Annotated in this window: 16 protein-coding genes; 9 read left to right on the top strand and 7 right to left on the bottom strand. The window is 43.7% G+C overall.

Annotation, left to right across the window (positions count from 1 at the left end; translation table 11 throughout):
* The first annotated feature begins 84 nt into the window (after nucleotides 1-84).
* On the top strand, nucleotides 85-528 hold the full coding sequence (locus AACU28_RS03190) for a dCMP deaminase family protein (RefSeq protein WP_004731749.1): 444 nt from the start codon (nucleotides 85-87) through the stop codon (nucleotides 526-528).
* A 143-nt stretch (nucleotides 529-671) separates the two neighbouring features.
* Here AACU28_RS03190 and AACU28_RS03185 read toward each other — a convergent pair whose 3' ends face one another.
* From AACU28_RS03185 to pepT, 3 genes are all read right to left on the bottom strand, one after another.
* Nucleotides 672-1,514, bottom strand: a complete 843-nt coding sequence (locus AACU28_RS03185; RefSeq protein WP_004731751.1) for a mechanosensitive ion channel family protein — start codon at nucleotides 1,512-1,514, stop codon at nucleotides 672-674.
* A gap of 142 nt (nucleotides 1,515-1,656) precedes the next feature.
* Nucleotides 1,657-2,124 carry a DM13 domain-containing protein gene (locus AACU28_RS03180; protein ID WP_048606009.1) on the bottom strand — a complete coding sequence of 156 codons (468 nt, stop codon included), beginning with the start codon at nucleotides 2,122-2,124 and terminating at the stop codon, nucleotides 1,657-1,659.
* Nucleotides 2,125-2,200: 76 nt separating this feature from the next.
* Nucleotides 2,201-3,433, bottom strand: coding sequence for a peptidase T (pepT, locus tag AACU28_RS03175; protein WP_121602320.1), 1,233 nt, complete (start codon nucleotides 3,431-3,433; stop codon nucleotides 2,201-2,203).
* A 349-nt stretch (nucleotides 3,434-3,782) separates the two neighbouring features.
* Between pepT and AACU28_RS03170 the strand changes: the two genes are divergently transcribed.
* From AACU28_RS03170 to AACU28_RS03160, 3 genes are all read left to right on the top strand, one after another.
* A complete protein-coding gene (locus AACU28_RS03170; protein WP_004731758.1) occupies nucleotides 3,783-3,929 on the top strand; it encodes a hypothetical protein in 147 nt (48 codons plus the stop codon).
* Between the two features lie 349 nt (nucleotides 3,930-4,278).
* Nucleotides 4,279-5,331 carry an aldo/keto reductase gene (locus AACU28_RS03165; protein WP_121602319.1) on the top strand — a complete coding sequence of 351 codons (1,053 nt, stop codon included), beginning with the start codon at nucleotides 4,279-4,281 and terminating at the stop codon, nucleotides 5,329-5,331.
* A 206-nt stretch (nucleotides 5,332-5,537) separates the two neighbouring features.
* A complete protein-coding gene (locus tag AACU28_RS03160; RefSeq protein ID WP_004731761.1) occupies nucleotides 5,538-6,272 on the top strand; it encodes an RNA methyltransferase in 735 nt (244 codons plus the stop codon).
* 272 nt (nucleotides 6,273-6,544) lie between these two features.
* Here the strand turns inward: AACU28_RS03160 and fdxA are convergent, their stop codons facing one another.
* Entirely contained in the window at nucleotides 6,545-6,868 is a 324-nt protein-coding gene (gene fdxA / locus AACU28_RS03155) for a ferredoxin FdxA (RefSeq protein ID WP_004731764.1), read from the bottom strand.
* Nucleotides 6,869-7,122: 254 nt separating this feature from the next.
* Here fdxA and AACU28_RS03150 point away from each other — a divergent pair, with 254 nt between their 5' ends.
* On the top strand, nucleotides 7,123-8,754 hold the full coding sequence (locus AACU28_RS03150) for an NAD(P)/FAD-dependent oxidoreductase (protein ID WP_017077435.1): 1,632 nt from the start codon (nucleotides 7,123-7,125) through the stop codon (nucleotides 8,752-8,754).
* Nucleotides 8,755-8,846: 92 nt separating this feature from the next.
* Here AACU28_RS03150 and bluB read toward each other — a convergent pair whose 3' ends face one another.
* Complete coding sequence (gene bluB, locus AACU28_RS03145; protein WP_102442519.1) at nucleotides 8,847-9,515, bottom strand: 5,6-dimethylbenzimidazole synthase; 669 nt, start codon at nucleotides 9,513-9,515, stop codon at nucleotides 8,847-8,849.
* A gap of 433 nt (nucleotides 9,516-9,948) precedes the next feature.
* Here bluB and AACU28_RS03140 point away from each other — a divergent pair, with 433 nt between their 5' ends.
* The 3 genes from AACU28_RS03140 (at nucleotide 9,949) to AACU28_RS03130 (ending at nucleotide 12,371) form a co-directional block, all read left to right on the top strand.
* Nucleotides 9,949-11,148: a DEAD/DEAH box helicase gene (locus AACU28_RS03140; protein WP_121602318.1), complete on the top strand. Its 1,200-nt coding sequence runs from the start codon at nucleotides 9,949-9,951 to the stop codon at nucleotides 11,146-11,148.
* A gap of 110 nt (nucleotides 11,149-11,258) precedes the next feature.
* Nucleotides 11,259-11,663, top strand: coding sequence for a PPC domain-containing DNA-binding protein (locus AACU28_RS03135; protein ID WP_121602317.1), 405 nt, complete (start codon nucleotides 11,259-11,261; stop codon nucleotides 11,661-11,663).
* 84 nt (nucleotides 11,664-11,747) lie between these two features.
* Nucleotides 11,748-12,371 (top strand): 3'-5' exonuclease, encoded by a 624-nt coding sequence (locus AACU28_RS03130; RefSeq protein WP_017090133.1) that lies wholly within the window; start codon nucleotides 11,748-11,750, stop codon nucleotides 12,369-12,371.
* Nucleotides 12,372-12,441: 70 nt separating this feature from the next.
* Here AACU28_RS03130 and AACU28_RS03125 read toward each other — a convergent pair whose 3' ends face one another.
* Nucleotides 12,442-13,278, bottom strand: a complete 837-nt coding sequence (locus AACU28_RS03125; protein ID WP_121602316.1) for a DUF6279 family lipoprotein — start codon at nucleotides 13,276-13,278, stop codon at nucleotides 12,442-12,444.
* A gap of 302 nt (nucleotides 13,279-13,580) precedes the next feature.
* Here AACU28_RS03125 and AACU28_RS03120 point away from each other — a divergent pair, with 302 nt between their 5' ends.
* Nucleotides 13,581-13,754, top strand: coding sequence for a hypothetical protein (locus AACU28_RS03120; RefSeq protein WP_017077429.1), 174 nt, complete (start codon nucleotides 13,581-13,583; stop codon nucleotides 13,752-13,754).
* 84 nt (nucleotides 13,755-13,838) lie between these two features.
* On the opposite strand, the gene dbpA is transcribed toward AACU28_RS03120, so the two are convergent.
* The gene (gene dbpA / locus AACU28_RS03115; RefSeq protein ID WP_004731781.1) at nucleotides 13,839-15,218 is read right to left on the bottom strand and encodes an ATP-dependent RNA helicase DbpA; all 1,380 of its coding nucleotides are present in this window, start codon (nucleotides 15,216-15,218) and stop codon (nucleotides 13,839-13,841) included.
* Nucleotides 15,219-15,252 lie beyond the last annotated feature (34 nt).

Genomic DNA, 15,252 nt, shown 5'->3' with positions numbered 1-15,252 from the left:
CAGCTTTTGTTCTCTATGGATATTGTCTAACATAATGTATGGTCAGACAGATAAGCATTCACATTTAATTGTTAAGGAATTCTCATGATTTCAAAATGGGCTAAACGTTTCTATCAAATGGCGGAATTGGTCGGTTCTTGGAGTAAAGATCCTTCAACTCAAGTCGGCGCCGTAATCACTAAGCACAACCGTATTGTTTCCGTTGGTTTTAATGGCTACCCACATGGCGTGTCTGATAGTGCGGATACTGATGACAGAGAAATGAAGTACCTCAAGACGCTTCACGCTGAAGAAAATGCAATCTTGTTTGCTAAACGTGATTTAGACAGTTGTGAAGTTTGGGTGACTCACTTCCCTTGTCCGAACTGTGCAGCAAAAATCATCCAAACAGGGATTTCAGCGGTACATTGCCCAGAGCAAAGTGAAGACTTCCTTTCTCGTTGGGGAGATAAGATCAAGATAAGCCAAGATATGTTTGAGCAAGCTGGTGTGGAAGTAGACTGGCTACCACTCGCTGACCTAGACTGATATCGAAGCTGAATTTCAGATATAGAAAAGCCGAGAGTCGATCTTATCGCTCTCGGCTTTCTTTTACTTTCAGAGCCTTACGTTTCGAACATGAAATACGTAAACAACATAAAGCGTTAGTTAGGATTAAGCGTTAATTGGGGTCAAACGCTAGTTGGAAAGGCCTCTGCGTACGCTTCCATAAAGTCTTTACGAATATCTTGCTCAAGATGAATCGCTTTTTCGGTCGGACAGAAGATCATAAAGTGCACTTCTTGCTCACCCGTCGAACTGCTCGTGATATGGATATGAGGCTCAGATCCCGGAAGGTCAACGCCAGCGTGTTTTTCGATCACACCGTTATAACGGCGCGCGACATCGATAAACTCTTCACAATGCTCTTCAATTTTCACAATAAGACCCGGCACCATCGGGTATAGATTGACGAAGTCTTTTACCGTCACAAAAAAGTTATGATAAACGTAGCGCTTCATGAAATTAAGGTTCTTGACCGGATAAGTGAAGAACATGCTATTGGGCAGCGTAGCGGTCTTACCTGTGAAATGGTATTGCCCGTGATATAGGTCGATTTCCTGAATCACAGTCGCCATCAAGTTGTGCTCAATCACCTCACCGCTTATTTTGCCTACTTCAATCCAGTCACCAATTCGAAATGAACGAGAGCTTGCGCGTTGAATCGACCCCGTAAAACACAAGATGATCTCTTTAGACGCAACGACTATAGCAACAGCAATGGCGGTGACCGACAGTGCAAATTCGCTGATTTCAGATTTCCACAGCACAAATAAAGTGACCATAATAATGGCAAACGTACCGTTCTTGGTACGTGACATCCAGTTACGTTGATCTTCACTGAGAAAAGCGACATCACCACGGATTCGAGACAGAGTGATTCGTCGGATAATTAATATAATGCAGATGATCAGCACACTAAAAATAAACTTATTAGCGAGTAAGAAATCGATCACTTGCCACAACTTTTCCATTACGTATTCCTTTGTATTACAACAATTAAGCTTTATAACGACGAGCTTTACAGCGACTGACTCAACCCAAAAAACGCATTATAAAAAAGCGCTCAAAAATAGAGCGCTCCTTTTCATGATTAATTCAGCTTAGGTAAGGCTATCATTTTATCTTGGCAGAAGTAATAAATTGACCAAAAGTTTCACACCAAATCACAACCGTATTAAATCGATTAAGATCAGTACCTTCAGGCAGCTCAACCATAAACCGATCAAATGTTTTCACATCTCCGACTCGAAGTAATTCGCTCTTGCTGTCATTGAATGCCTGCTCGGTTTCAATAAATTTAGGTGATAGGTAAACTTTGTAATCAGGCCCCGGTGCCAATTCACCTTCAAAAGCTATCGCATTTTCAGAAACCGAGACGATGCCTTCTCCCCAATGCAAAAAGTCACTGTCTTGTCGGTCTTTAGTGAACTCGCCTGTGTAGATAGCCTGCTGACTGATCGCTTCAACAGAACTTGAGGAAGGAGAATCAGGCTCAATCAAGATAGGTAGTGCATAGACACCAAGCCCAAAACCAAAAGCACCCACGGCTAAGTGGGTGCAAAGTAAAACTAACTTTTTCATCGCGTACTCCCTTATGCTTAAAGAGAGTATTATTGAATACTCTTAAAAATACAAAGAGATATAACGCTTTGATATCCTATTTTTGGTAATGAGTCGCCGTACGCTGAGACAATTCGACAATCACTTTTACCGCTTGCTCCATGCCTTGAATAGTAATGAACTCATGAATACCGTGGAAGTTATAGCCGCCAGTGAAGATATTCGGACACGGTAGGCCCATGAAAGATAAGCGAGCGCCGTCTGTGCCGCCTCGGATCGGTTTGATCATTGGCTCAACATCGCACTCGATCATCGCTTGCTTCGCTAATTCAATAATATGTTGATGCGGTTCAACCATCTCTTTCATGTTGAAGTAGCTATCGGTTAGCACCAACTCAACACGGCCTTTCTCAAGACGCTCATTCAGCTCATCCACTTTCTGCTGCATGAATACCTTACGCGCTTCTACACCCTCACGTTCAAAATCACGGATGATGTATCCCAGTTCAGAGCGAGCCACACCCATTTCCGCCGATTTCAGGTGGTAGAAACCTTCATAACCTTCTGTGCACTCTGGTGTTTCTTGCATTGGCATCATCAATTGGAATTGCGCCGCGATGTTCATCGAGTTCACCATTTTACCTTTTGCGGTACCTGGGTGAACATTTACGCCATGACAGATAACATCGGCGCTTGTGGCATTAAAGTTCTCAAATTCCAACTCCCCTACCGGGCCACCATCAATGGTATACGCCCATTCGGCACCAAACTTCTTAACATCAAACAGGTTCGCACCACGGCCGATCTCTTCGTCTGGCGTGAAGCCAATACAAATATCGCCGTGTTTGATCTCTGGATTCGCTTTGAGGTAAGCAATTGCACTGATTATTTCAGCGATACCCGCCTTATTATCAGCCCCAAGCAGAGTCGTGCCATCGGTAGTGATGAGGTCATGGCCATGCAAGGCATCAAGATCTGGGTATTGGCTTGGGTTCAAGCATTCACCGCTTGCACCTAATTCTATCGTTCCACCTCGATAATCTTTAATCACCTGTGGTTTCACGTTCGCACCGGAAGCATCAGGAGCGGTATCCATATGCGCGACAAAGCCAATGGCAGGCACATCGTAATCGACATTCGACGGCAGTTTCGCCATCAAATAGCCATTTTCGTCTAAAGAGACATCTGTTAATTCTAATGCGATCAATTCTGATTTTAAGGCTTCAGCAAATGTTATTTGACCCGGTGAACTTGGGCACTGCTGATTAGAAGGATCGGATTTAGTATCAAAAGTAACGTAATTCAGAAAACGTTCTACAAGCTTTTCCATAATTCATCTCACCATGGATTAAGTAATTGATTTACTGACTTAATACTTAATATAGGTAAGTATTTTATTGTTAGGGAGTTACCTACACAGAGTCAGTAGCGAGGTTTTTCATCTTACGCCCCTGACCATCTATGTAATTGCTCTACATCATTATTGTGCGAAATTAGACGAGCTTCCTATACTTGAAATCAGAGGGTTTCGTCAGTTCAACATTGCATACGGATGATAAGAGATCGCTTTGTACGCATTCTACGCCCTCCACTCTCAGCCTATAAAAAGTACAAAGTGGATGATGATCACCCTTTATCCTTGATGCAGAATCTGTCATACGTTACACGGAGACACAGTTATGACGATTAATAAATATTTCATTTTATCTCCTCAAGCCTCTGAGGAAACGCTTCAGCCAGCATTAACTGAGAAAGAAGTTCAAAGGCAGGAAGCTCTAAGACAGGCGCAATCTCAAGGTGGGTTTGACACCAACGCGACCTCGTAACTTAATCAATACTCAGAACATATTTATAGAACCCCTAATAAAAGAGCTCTACTTCTCTATGATGTAGAGCTCTTTTGTCTTTGACTCTTCTTCTCTCTTTCTATGATGCCTATTCAAGCGTCGAACCCATTCACGTTTTGTGACTCCCCTGCTTTATATCTATAGCTCCACGACTATGCGGCTAGCTCATTCGCTACGTTGAGAAATGACTCATTAAACTTCCCTCAGCCATACCTTGTCGTGTCATTTTGTGCTAATAATTTATATTCGTTTTCATTCCTCACTCGCTCTCTTTTCAAAAACTCTAATGCGAGTACCAGAGAACTTAACCACAGGAATCCCGAATTCAATGGAATATTCAAAACTAGGAAGTAGTCAAATTCCCGTTTCCCGCATCTGTCTTGGCAGCATGACTTGGGGACTGCAAAATACACAACAGCAAGCCGACCAACAGATCGAATACGCACTAAGCCAAGGTATTAACTTCATAGATACTGCAGAAATGTACGCGGTTCCGCCTTCTCCAGAGACCTACGGTAAAACAGAAGCGATCATTGGTAACTGGCTATCGCGCCACCCGCAGCGCCGCCAAGAACTGATCATAGCGAGTAAGATTGCAGGCCCAGGCCTTCCTTGGGTTCGAGATGGTGGTCCGATAACGGGTGAAGCAGTATTCGAAGCGGTTGATGCGTCATTAAAGCGTCTACAGACTGATTATATCGACCTATATCAACTGCATTGGCCAAATCGAAATACACCTCACTTTGGAAAACAGTTCCCAAATCAAATTCGCTTCAGTGATATCGACCGGATGCAGCATGAAGGGGAAATGTTGGAGATCCTTCAAGCCCTAGCGAGCTGCATTAAAGCAGGCAAAATCCGTCATGTTGGTTTGTCTGATGACACCACTTGGGGTATCAACACCTATCTCAAGCTGAGCGAAAAACACGATTTGCCACGCATGGTCTCGATTCAGAATGAATTCAGCCTACTTCACGCAAAAGACTGGCCGTATCTGATTGAGAACTGTGTGCATGAAGATGTCGCTTACCTGCCTTGGTCACCGTTATCTGGAGGAATGCTTAGTGGAAAATACATTGATGGTGCAAGACCGGAAGGCAGCCGCTGGACATACATGCAGCGTAAGGGCATTTTCCGCGACACCGAATCTGCCAATGAAGCGGTAAAAGGATATGCAGAAGTCGCGAACACTCATGGATTTACTCCGAGCCAATTAGCATTGGCATGGTGTAATCAAGTCGATGGTGTTACCTCATCCATCATTGGGGCGACCACGATGGAGCAGCTAAAAGAGAACGTGGCTGCTTTCAGTAAGCCATTATCAGAAGAGATTCTTACCGATATCAACACAGTGTTTAAGCGCTACCCTGTTCCATATTAAGCTGCAGTTCACCCAGCCTTCTCAGTTCGTCTAGCTTGTTCAGCTTAGTCTTAAATAATTAAATCCCATAAGAGCGCGCTATTTAGTGCGCTTTTCTTTTTTAAGTGAGTTGCTTTTGCTTTTTATGTGGATCGCATTGAGCTATCACGCTTTTGGTTCTCCAACCTTTGTTCTATAATGCGCGGGCTTATATCTAGGATAAAAACATGATTTCAAAAAACCAATTAAAACTCCTTCGTGCTTTGGGCCAAAAGAAACAACGTAAAGCCCACGGCTTGTTTCTAGTTCAAGGTGAAAAGAACGTTCTTGAGCTGTTCAATAGTGACTTAGTCGTGAAGAACGTCTTTGCTACCGCTGATTTTTTATCTGAAAATCACGCTTCACTGTTTGAGTTTGATTGTGTTGAAGCTTCACTAGATGACCTCACCAAAGCGAGTACTTTGGTGAGTAACAATGCGGCGATTGCTGTCGTTGAGATCCCAACATTTGAACTGCCAGAAGCAACTGGGCTGATGATTGCACTAGATGGCGTTTCAGACCCGGGCAACCTAGGTACGATTATTCGTGTAGCAGACTGGTATGGCATTAAGCATATCGTTGCGAGCAGCGATTGTGCAGACCCATACAACCCTAAGACCATCAGTGCAACTATGGGTAGCTTTGGCCGAGTACACGTAAGCCAAACAGACTTACCGGCTTATTTAGAACAAGCGAACCTACCGGTTTACGGCGCGTTCTTAGAAGGCGAAAGTGTTCATAAGACAGAATTTACTGCCAATGGCATTTTGCTAATGGGCAGCGAGTCTCACGGCATTCGTGAACATGCGGCTAAATACGTAACGGATAAGATTACGATTCCTGCATTCGGTGGCGCAGAGTCTCTGAATGTAGCAATGGCGACAGGTATTATTCTCGACAATATGCGTCGTCAGCATAGTTAATCGATTCAAGAGTAAACTACGAAATAGAACTCGCGGATATGAAGAGCAAGATTCCCTATCTTGCTCGTCCCTCGCTGTAGGGAATGACGTAACTTAGAGATAGAGACAAAACCAACCACCAGCTCTCACGGCACAAAGCATCAAGTAGATTTTGAAATATAACGTGGCAAGTAGGTCAATAATTAACTGAATCATCAGCCGTCATCCTCAAGAAGGAGGGACGACTGAGTTGGGGATCTTTTTTTGGGGAAGGTTTATTTCAAGTAACAGAATTACTTTTCTAACATTGCCAACTTATCAGACACACCATTCCACTTTTCAGCTTCATCCATCGGTGCTTTTACTTCCGTTTGCACTGGCCAGATCTCGGCAAGCTCGGCATTCACTTCAATAAAGATCTTTTGATCTTCTGGCAGTTCATCTTCTTGGAAGATCGCTTGAGCATCACATTCAGGTACACATAAACCACAATCAATGCATTCGATTGGGTTGATTACCATGAAATTCGGGCCTTCATGGAACGCATCTGCGGGGCATACCGCCACACAGTCTGTGTATTTACATTGAATACAGTTATCGCCTACGACAAATGCCATGATGCTCTGCTCTATAAGTTAGTCAAAATTGAAGAATGGGGGATAATACTCATCCCAAGGCAAAATTCAACATCATACGACTCTAATATCGTGTCTATTTGCTCCATGTTTCCAAATTAGTATGACAGATAAATCAATTTCTCGTAAAATGCGCGCCATTGTGAGCTTATCGCTTCTTTCAACATCAGCGTTTTCATCAAACTCTGCGTTTAGAAGCGGTCTAGCTAAGACACCTATAAAAACGAGACATCAAAATGATACGTTTAACCGAAATTAAACTCCCACTAGACCATGAAGAGTCAGCCATTCAAGACGCTATTGAAGCAAAGCTTGGCATTAACGCTGATCAGGTACTTTCTTTTAATATCTTTAAACGTGGCTACGATGCTCGTAAGAAATCAAAAATCTTACTTATCTACACGCTTGATGTTCTCGTTGAAAACGAAGCTGAGTTGTTAGAACAATTCATCAGCGATCCACACGTAAAAGTGACTCCTGACATGGAGTACAAATTCGTGGCTAAAGCGGTTGAGAACCAAACTGAGCGCCCTGTCGTTATCGGCTTTGGCCCTTGTGGTCTGTTCGCTGGCCTAGTACTTGCTCAAATGGGTTTCAATCCAATCATCGTTGAGCGTGGTAAAGAAGTTCGTGAACGTACGAAAGATACCTTTGGTTTCTGGCGTAAGCGCACACTGAACACTGAATCAAACGTACAGTTCGGTGAAGGTGGCGCAGGTACATTCTCTGACGGTAAGCTATACAGCCAAGTTAAAGATCCAAAGCACTACGGCCGTAAAGTAATCGAAGAATTCGTAGCTGCTGGCGCACCAGAAGAAATTCTATACGTAAGTAAGCCACACATCGGTACCTTTAAACTGGTTACCATGATCGAGAAGATGCGTGCTTCTATCATTGAGCTAGGTGGCGAAATCCGTTTCAGCACTCGCGTAGACGACGTTCATATGGAAGACGGTCAAATCACTGGCCTAACGCTTTCTAACGGTGAAGAGATTAAAACTCGTCACGTAGTACTGGCTGTTGGCCACAGTGCTCGTGATACGTTTGAAATGCTGCACGAACGTGGCGTTTACATGGAAGCTAAGCCTTTCTCTGTTGGTTTTCGTATCGAACACAAACAAGCGATGATCGATGAAGCTCGCTTCGGTAAGAACGCAGGCAACCCTATCCTAGGTGCTGCGGACTACAAACTCGTTCACCACTGTAAAAATGGCCGCACTGTATACAGCTTCTGTATGTGTCCGGGTGGTACTGTGGTTGCAGCGACTTCTGAAGAAGGCCGCGTAGTAACCAATGGTATGAGCCAATACTCTCGTGCAGAACGTAACGCAAACAGTGCTATCGTTGTGGGGATCGACCCTGAACGCGATTACCCAGGTGATGCACTAGCAGGTATCCGTTTACAGCGTGAATTAGAAAGTGCCGCTTATGTTCTAGGTGGCGAGAACTACGATGCCCCTGCACAGAAAATCGGTGACTTCCTAAAAGGTCGCGATCCAAGTGAAATCGGTGAAGTAAAACCATCATTCACACCGGGTATCCACCTAACTGATATTTCAAAAGCACTGCCTGATTTTGCTATCGAAGCAATTCGTGAAGCAATTCCAGCGTTCGAGAAGAAGATCAAAGGCTTCTCTACGCCAGACGGTCTATTAACAGGCGTTGAGACGCGTACGTCTTCTCCTGTATGTATCAAACGTGGCAAAGACTTCCAAAGCATCAACTTAAAGGGCTTCTTCCCTGCAGGTGAAGGTGCAGGCTATGCTGGCGGCATCTTGTCTGCTGGTATCGATGGTATTAAGGCTGCAGAAGCACTAGCGATATCAATGGCTGAACAGAACCAAGCTGAGAAAATTGAGATCGCTTAAGTTCTCGGTTTAAAGCAAATATCAAAAAGGGCTCAATGAGCCCTTTTTTAGATCTTGATACTAGCCATCGAGATTAATGCTGGTAGATGCAATCACTCTTCGTTTGACTTAATTTGCTCTGAATTCCACTTCCCTTCATGAATCGCTGAATTGACGTCTCTTCTTGGTAACCAGCCCATGGTTTCAAGTTCTGGTTTATCTTTGAAGTGATCAACGTAACCAATACACAGGTACGCCACGATATCGATGTTTTCTGGGATATCTAATGCGTCTCGCAATGTTGAGTCATGCAGGATACTCACCCAACCTAACCCTAGGTTTTCGGCTCTTGCTGCGAGCCATAGGTTTTGAACCGCACACACGGTGCTGTACAGATCCATCTCTTGCTTGATGGTTCTGCCTAACACGACCTTTCCGGTTCGATTACGGTCGCAAGTCACGCAGATTCCGATAGGTGATTCGACGATGCCTTCAAGCTTTAGACGCTTATACATCGCCTGTTTTTCATCGGTGAACATTTCCGCGGATTCGGCATGAGCCTGATTAAAACCGGTTTTGATTTGTTGCTTGGTTTCGATATCACGGACAACGACAAAATCCCAAGGTTGCATAAAACCGACACTGGGAGCATGGTGCGCTGCGGTTAGTACACGCATCAAAACGTCTTCTGGGATCTCATCAGGAAGAAACTGACCACGAACATCTCGGCGAGAAAAAATCGTTTTATATACTGCATCGCGTTCATTCGGCGTAATTTCCATACATCCCTGTCTTATCGTCGTCTTATTGAGTCAGTATTATCCAACTAAAGTGTGTATGTTGCTAGGGCGTGTTGACCTTTCGTGGTTAAATTTTGTTCGAGATAAAAGCGTTTTAATCGCGGCGAGGGAGAAGTAGCCTAGTCATTCTAAGCAAATCTCCCTCAACAAAGAGTAAAACGCTTTTAGCCGAACCCTTCGGGCAGCGTTTGCTGGTCATTTCTACTACGTTATCGGCTTCTCATGTAGGCTAGCTACACATCAAAGCCTCTGCCTTGTATAAATACCCAGCAACTCGCTGCAAAAATTAGCTCGAAAGATCAACATGCCCTAGTAGTACACAAGCAACATGGTAGAATGCCGCCATTAATCTTATCCTTGTATAAGATTGTTGAACCTTTCCATCGCTATTTAGCCAAATCATACCGAGAAACTTATGCCATTTTCCAAGCTTGGATTAAGCTCACCTATTGTTAAAGCCGTTGCAAAACAAGGCTATGAAAAGCCAACCTCTATTCAAGAAAAAGCAATTCCGATTGTGCTTTCTGGTAAGAACCTTATTGCTGCTGCACAAACAGGTACAGGTAAAACTGCGAGCTTTGTTCTCCCTATCTTAGAAATGCTAAGTAAAGGTGAAACACAACGTAAAAAACGCATTCGTGCTGTTATTCTGACACCAACTCGCGAGCTTGCGATTCAGGTTGAACAGAACATTACTAAGTACGCGAAATTCCTAAACCTGACATCATTAGCGATGTACGGTGGCGTGTCTTACCAACACCAGAAAGATCGTCTTATTGAAGGCGTTGATATTCTTGTGGCAACACCAGGTCGTTTGATCGATATGTACGGACAACGTGCCGTTCACTTTGATGAAGTTGAAGTTCTGGTTCTTGATGAAGCCGACCGCATGCTAGACATGGGTTTCATCGAAGACATCAACAAGATCATCGCACGTTTGCCACAAAACATTCAAAACCTGTTGTTCTCAGCAACGCTATCAACGCCAGTGCGTGCGCTAGCGAAAAGCGCAATCAGTGAAGCGGAAGAGATTTCAATTGCCAAAACTGACGCTTCTAAAGCGAACATTGAGCAATGGTTGGTAACCGTCGATAAAGACCGCAAATCTGCGCTATTAAGCCACATGATCACTGACGGTGAATGGGACCAAGCGCTTATCTTTATCGAGACCAAACACGGCGCGGCTAAGCTAGTTGCTCAACTTGAAAAGCGTGGTATCGAAGCGGAAGCTTTCCACAGTGGACGTAGCCAAGCGATTCGTGAAAAGATTCTGGCTGATTTCAAAAAAGGTCGACTAAAGTATCTAGTAGCAACTGGGGTTGCTGCTCGTGGTATCGATATCGATAACCTAAGCCGCGTAGTCAACTACGACATCCCATTCCCAGCGGATGACTATGTACACCGTATTGGTCGTACAGGCCGTGCTGATGCGTCTGGTGAAGCGATCTCTTTCCTATCGAAAGACAACTTCAAGAACCTGTGCATTATCGAAAAACGTCTTGGTCACTTGATTGAGCGTCGCGTTATTGAAGGTTTCGAACCACGCAAAGAAGTGCCAATCTCTGTATTGAACTTCGTGCCTAAAAAGAAAAGAGATCTGCAGCAACCTGAGTAATTTCAGATTTAGAAAATGCGAAAGTCCGCATTAGCCAAAACAAAAATAAGACGAAGCCCAATGTGGCTTCGTTTTGTTCTTTGAAATACAAATAAAACTGAGGCAATAAGATGATCACTCCTATCGCAACGAGATTAACCCGAGGCCAAGACCTAAAGCTTGAGATCCAAAAGCTAGTGACAGCGCACAATATCTCAGCGGGCTCTATCGCGTCTTGTGTCGGGTGTGTTTCTCAACTCAATATTCGTCTGGCTAATGCAAACAACACCAAGCTAATCACAGCTCCGTTCGAAATTGTGTCGCTTATGGCAACGCTAACCCCAAACCACCAGCATGTTCATATATCGGTTGCTGATGAAAATGGAAATGTGATTGGTGGGCATTTGCTTGAAGAGACGATTATCGCAACCACCGCTGAATTGATTGTTCACCGCTACGGTACTTTGACCTTCAACAGAGAGCATGACGATTCAACGGGTTACACTGAGCTCACTATCAGTAGCAACACGCAATAGAACAACAACACGCAATAGATTGACCCATAGCAACACTAAGCGCCCCATATAAAGCGATACAACCAAATAGTATTAGGAAACACGATGGCTCCAAACTCCGCAGACTCCGTTATCGTTCTCGATTTCGAAACCACAGGCTTATCACCAAACATGGGTGACCGAGCGATTGAAATCGGTGCGGTTAAACTCGTGAATGGCGAAGTCGTCGACACCTTCCAGCAGCTCATGAACCCGGGATTTCGCGTTAGTGGATTCATTGAAAGCTATACCGGGATCAGTAACCGTATGTTAAGCACAGCGGCCAGTTGCAGTGAAGTGATGGATGAGTTTGCAGACTTTATCCAAGGCAGCCAACTTGTTGCTCACAATGCGTCGTTTGATAAGCGCTTTCTCGATGCGGAATTAGACTTTATTGGCCGAGACTACACAGGCAAGTTCGCTTGCTCAATGTTGATCGCTCGTCGTCTAATCCAAGACGCACCGACTCATAAGTTAGGCGACCTTGTGCGTTTCAAAAATATCGACAACGACGGTACTTTCCACAGAGCGTTAGCCGATTCAGAAATGACAGCACGGTTATGGTTATTGATGATTGATGAACTGCAAAGTGATCACGGTATTCAACAGCCGAGCTTTCAATTGATGCAGAAAATATCTAAGACCGCTAAAAGCTCGATTCCAAAGCTGCTGATGAGTAATAGAGGCTAACTCTCTGCATTCGGTTTGGGGTTTGTCAGAAGGCTAGTAGCAAACAGTCACTAGCCTTAATATAGCTACCCTACTCCTGCAGTGTCACCAGCGTTGACTTGAGGCTCTCTAACTCATTCATGAAATAAGACCATTGCTTATCACTACTCGCTGCCGCGATATCCACCAAGAATTTCGCTGATGTCTGCATATTCTTATCAAGCTTAGACTCCAGCTCTTGCGGATAATAATCTTCATTGTTCAAAAGTAGCTTCATAATAATTGGCTGTGCAATATGTAAATCGGTCTTCTTCAGCATAAGTGTCGTTAGGTCTTGATACGTATTATTTTGATATTGTCGCCAGCTGTCGTTAGTATTTACCCACTCTTGAGACCACGTCAAAATAATCGTTTTTTGCTCTTTCGATACCGACCCGAGCCATCGCTCTAACCGATCTTCAATTCGACTTCGATAACGTTCTCTCGAATCTTCATCATTCAATGATAATCTTTCTTCGTAATACTCTTGCTGCTTTTCCCTAAAGTTCTTTAAGAATTCGTTATCTTGCTCTGGGGTAAGCTGCATACTTAACGCGTAAATATCTGGAGCGAACTTATTAACGATCGAGCGAATATGATTTTTAGTTTGTTCACTTTGATCAATGATAAAAGCAGAATTCATATCAGAACGGTCTAGATTTTGAATCGCTTGCAGTTGCGACATATACAGCGGAAGTTGGGTTTCTTTGTGCCATTGCTGTAATAAGTCGAGGCGTTCTTCGAGCTCTGATTCTTGACTGTTGGATAGAGAAACAAAGTCTTCAATATAGCTAACCGCAAACCAGCTTATATTGTTGTAGGCAAATTTAGTCCCGCAACCAGCGAATACAAAACAGACTAATAAGACTAACCATCGACACTTTCTCATTTAACCCTCTCACGATATTCAGCAAATCCACAATCCATTAACTCACCCTTTTAAGGTTAGCTCTAGTTCTTATAACGCTCGTTCTAGCTCTTATAAAAGTAGCCTTAATAAGCAGTGGCTGTAAAAACTTTGAGATAAATTGAGACTCAGACTTGCTAATCTAGCTATTTCGGCAAATGATTAAACTAAAAATAATTAATGGCAGTGATGTAACTTGATTTTTATTGCTCATTTGATGTAAACGAAACCTATAAACGAATGGTTTATTTATTTTCAAATGATTAATATTTGGGAGGTAAGCTATGGCCGCTACTCCTCATTATACAAGCGAGTTAGAGTACGAGCTTTGTTATTTTGACGATGGAAGACTAACCACAATTACGATATCCGCTAATAATCGACAGGAAGCGATGACTTGGTATCTTAGCGAAGGAAGACATATCAACGATTTCTATTCGATCAGACCTGATGAATAAACGTTTGATACGTTACTGGCTGTGGAAAACCCTTTACTGCATTATCACTAGCATGACTTAGCAGTAAAGGGAGACAATCTCGAATTACTTCAGAATTCGGGCACGGAATTGACGACCCTTCATTTTACCTGATTCGATTTTACCTAATGCTTTCTTAGCCATTGATCTTTCTACAGCAACGTAAGCACGCATCGCGAACAAGTTGATCTTACCTACTGACTTACCATCAATACCGCCTTGGCCTGTCAACGCACCAAGGATATCGCCTGCGCGAAGTTTCGCTTTCTTACCACCATCAATCTGGATGGTTACCATGTTTGAGTAGTACGGCTTAGCGATTGGTTTAGCTGGCAACTGAGATGGTTCGATTGGCATATCCATGTACTCATCAATTTGAGCAACACGGTGCATCTCTTTTTCGCTAAAGAAGCTAATTGCGACACCTTTGCTTCCTGCTCGACCAGTACGACCGATGCGGTGCACGTGTACTTCAGGATCGCGAGACAACTCAAAGTTGAACACAGCATCTAGGTTATCAACATCAAGACCACGAGCGGCAACATCGGTTGCAACCAAGATAGAGATGGTTTTGTTTGAGAACTGAACCAAAGCTTGGTCACGTTCACGCTGTTCCATGTCGCCATGAAGCTCGATAACACTGAAACCACGGTGGCTTAGCTCATCATTTACGTTCTGTACTTCTTTCTTAGTATTACAGAACACAACCGCTGACTCTGGTTGATGATGAAGAAGCATTAGCTCTAGTGCGTCATCACGAGCTTCAGTACCTTCAACCTTATAAAAGTGTTGTTGGATGCTTGAGTGATCGTGCGTTGATTCAACCTTCACCATTTCAGGGTTATTCATGATGCGGTCTGCAACAGATTTGATCTGTTTAGGGAAAGTTGCACTGAACAATAACGTTTGACGATCTTTTGGTGCTGCTTCAATAACAGCATCTAGTGCATCTTGGAAACCCATTTCCAGCATGCGATCGGCTTCATCTAACACAAGTGTGTTCAACTCAGACAGGTCAATACGCTCTCTCTCTAGGTGGTCCAGGATACGACCAGGCGTGCCCACAAGAATGTGTGCGCCATGCTCTAATGAACCAATTTGTGGGCCCATTGGCATACCGCCACATAGTGTCAGCACTTTAATATTGTGAATGCCACGAGCAAGAGTACGGATCTCTTTTGCTACTTGGTCTGCAAGCTCACGAGTCGGACATAACACTAAAGACTGAACACGGAAACGCTTAACGCGTAGGTTCTGCAGCACGCCTAAACCAAAAGCAGCTGTTTTACCTGAACCCGTTTTACCCTGACCGATAACATCCTTGCCATCCAGAATAGTAGGAAGACTCAACGCTTGAATAGGCGTCATTTCAGTATAACCAAGAGAATCTAACGTATTTAGAAGCTCAGGTTTAAGGGCGATTGAAGAGAATTTTGAAGTGCTCAATGGAAATATCCAACTGGTGAAAAACAGAGTGCAT

Source organism: Vibrio sp. SBT000027 (assembly GCF_963894355.1).
In the GTDB taxonomy this organism is placed as follows: domain Bacteria; phylum Pseudomonadota; class Gammaproteobacteria; order Enterobacterales; family Vibrionaceae; genus Vibrio; species Vibrio splendidus.
The sequence above is the reverse complement of the archived record's forward strand: the minus strand, read 5'-3'. Positions and strand labels throughout refer to the sequence as shown.

What these genes read in the sequence shown, in the direction of transcription:
- AACU28_RS03190 (WP_004731749.1), top strand. Translation starts at nt 85, where the DNA reads ATGATTTCAAAATGGGCTAAACGTTTCTATCAAATGGCGGAATTGGTC.
- AACU28_RS03185 (WP_004731751.1), bottom strand. Translation starts at nt 1,514, where the DNA reads ATGGAAAAGTTGTGGCAAGTGATCGATTTCTTACTCGCTAATAAGTTT.
- AACU28_RS03180 (WP_048606009.1), bottom strand. Translation starts at nt 2,124, where the DNA reads ATGAAAAAGTTAGTTTTACTTTGCACCCACTTAGCCGTGGGTGCTTTT.
- pepT (WP_121602320.1), bottom strand. Translation starts at nt 3,433, where the DNA reads ATGGAAAAGCTTGTAGAACGTTTTCTGAATTACGTTACTTTTGATACT.
- AACU28_RS03170 (WP_004731758.1), top strand. Translation starts at nt 3,783, where the DNA reads ATGACGATTAATAAATATTTCATTTTATCTCCTCAAGCCTCTGAGGAA.
- AACU28_RS03165 (WP_121602319.1), top strand. Translation starts at nt 4,279, where the DNA reads ATGGAATATTCAAAACTAGGAAGTAGTCAAATTCCCGTTTCCCGCATC.
- AACU28_RS03160 (WP_004731761.1), top strand. Translation starts at nt 5,538, where the DNA reads ATGATTTCAAAAAACCAATTAAAACTCCTTCGTGCTTTGGGCCAAAAG.
- fdxA (WP_004731764.1), bottom strand. Translation starts at nt 6,868, where the DNA reads ATGGCATTTGTCGTAGGCGATAACTGTATTCAATGTAAATACACAGAC.
- AACU28_RS03150 (WP_017077435.1), top strand. Translation starts at nt 7,123, where the DNA reads ATGATACGTTTAACCGAAATTAAACTCCCACTAGACCATGAAGAGTCA.
- bluB (WP_102442519.1), bottom strand. Translation starts at nt 9,515, where the DNA reads ATGGAAATTACGCCGAATGAACGCGATGCAGTATATAAAACGATTTTT.
- AACU28_RS03140 (WP_121602318.1), top strand. Translation starts at nt 9,949, where the DNA reads ATGCCATTTTCCAAGCTTGGATTAAGCTCACCTATTGTTAAAGCCGTT.
- AACU28_RS03135 (WP_121602317.1), top strand. Translation starts at nt 11,259, where the DNA reads ATGATCACTCCTATCGCAACGAGATTAACCCGAGGCCAAGACCTAAAG.
- AACU28_RS03130 (WP_017090133.1), top strand. Translation starts at nt 11,748, where the DNA reads ATGGCTCCAAACTCCGCAGACTCCGTTATCGTTCTCGATTTCGAAACC.
- AACU28_RS03125 (WP_121602316.1), bottom strand. Translation starts at nt 13,278, where the DNA reads ATGAGAAAGTGTCGATGGTTAGTCTTATTAGTCTGTTTTGTATTCGCT.
- AACU28_RS03120 (WP_017077429.1), top strand. Translation starts at nt 13,581, where the DNA reads ATGGCCGCTACTCCTCATTATACAAGCGAGTTAGAGTACGAGCTTTGT.